Origin of the sequence: Candidatus Protofrankia californiensis, assembly GCF_900634765.1 — a bacterium.
GTDB lineage: Bacteria > Actinomycetota > Actinomycetes > Frankiales > Frankiaceae > Protofrankia > Protofrankia californiensis.
The window spans coordinates 44,887-46,555 of the sequence record NZ_CAAAFT010000489.1; the positions used below are offsets into that span (position 1 = coordinate 44,887).

1 protein-coding gene is annotated in these 1,669 nt (G+C 70.6%); it reads right to left on the bottom strand.

The window, feature by feature from the left end:
• Nucleotides 1-135 precede the first annotated feature (135 nt).
• Entirely contained in the window at nt 136-1,569 is a 1,434-nt protein-coding gene (purB, locus tag DD1DGNOD_RS25450) for an adenylosuccinate lyase (protein ID WP_131771177.1), read from the bottom strand.
• Nucleotides 1,570-1,669 lie beyond the last annotated feature (100 nt).

Below are 1,669 nucleotides of genomic sequence, written 5' to 3' on the forward strand. Positions count from 1 at the left end.
CCCAGATCCTCGCCCTCAACGACCCCGATCTGCAGGCCCTGCTCGCCGCGTTCAAGGACGACTTCGAAAAGGCCGCCGCCGCGGGCCTCGCGGAGGCGCTGACCCCAGGCCAGTGATCGCGCCGTCTTCGGCCTGTTACAGGATCGGCTCGGGGGTGTAGGCCGCGGCGTCCGGGTAGCGGCTGACGATGTCGTCCACCCGGGCGCAGAAGGCTGCGACCTGCGCCCGGGCCGCTCCGGTGAACGTCAGCGGTTCGGCCAGCACCGACGACAGCTCAGCGGCGTCCAGGCCCAGCCGTTCGTCGCCCGCAAGCCGTGTCAGCAGATCGTTGTGGTCCACCCCCTTCTCCCGCAGGGCGAGGGCGACCGCGACGGCATGCTCCCGGATGACCTCGTGGGCGGTCTCCCGCCCGACGCCCTGGCGCACGGCAGCCATGAGAATCTTGGTCGTGGCCAGGAACGGCAGGTTGCGGTCCAGCTCGCGGGCGATCACGGCCGGATAGGCCCCGAAGTCGTCCAGAACGGTGAGGAACGTCTCGTAGAGCCCGTCAGCCGCGAAGAACGCACCGGGAAGAGCCACCCTGCGCACGACCGAGCAGGACACGTCCCCCTCGTTCCACTGGTTCCCGGCGAGCTCGCCGGTCATGCCGGCAAAACCGCGCAGTACCACCGACAGGCCGCTGACCCGCTCACAGGAGCGGGTGTTCATCTTGTGCGGCATCGCACTCGAGCCCACCTGGCCGGACGCGAAGCCCTCGGTGGCCAGTTCGTGACCGGCCATCAGCCGGATGGTCGTGGCGAGGCTCGCTGGTCCCGCCGCGGCCTGGACCAGCGCGGTGACGACGTCGAAGTCGAGCGACCGCGGGTAGACCTGGCCCACGCTGGTCAGCACCCGGCTGAAGCCGAGGAACTCGGCGATCCGCCGCTCCAGCTCCGCGAGCTTGGTGGCATCCCCGCCGAGCAGGTCGAGCATGTCCTGACCGGTCCCGACCGGGCCTTTGATCCCGCGCAGCGGATAGCGGGAGAGGGTGTCCTCGACCCGCTCGAAGGCGACGAGCAGCTCCTGCCCGGCGGAGGCGAACCGCTTGCCGAGCGTGGTCGCCTGGGCGGGGACGTTGTGGCTGCGCCCGGTGATCACCAGCGAGTCGTACTCGGCGGCCAGGCGGGCCAGGCGGGCCAGTGCCGCGACCATGCGCCCGCGGACCAGCGCGAGCGAGCCGCGCACCTGCAGTTGCTCGACGTTCTCGGTGAGATCCCGCGACGTCATGCCCTTGTGCACGTGCTCATGGCCGGCAAGGGCGTTGAACTCCTCGATCCGGGCCTTGACGTCATGGCGCCGGATCCGCTCCCGCCGCGCTATCGAGCCCAGGTCCACCTCGGTGAGGACCCGCTCGTAGTCCTCGATCACGCCGGCGGGGAGGTCCAGGCCGAGATCCCGTTGGGCGCGCAGCACCGCCAGCCACAATCTGCGCTCCGAGACGACTTTGCTCTCCGGCGACCACAGCCGCCGGATCTCGGCCGAGGCGTAACGGGTGGCCAGGACGTCGGGGAGCGTGTACTCGGTTGCCATACCGGCCATCGTGCCCGACAACCACGTCCGAATCCCCGGACCCGGCGCTACCGGTCGGGACATGCCGTCACCGGTCGGGACGTCCGGCGTCCGGCCGCAT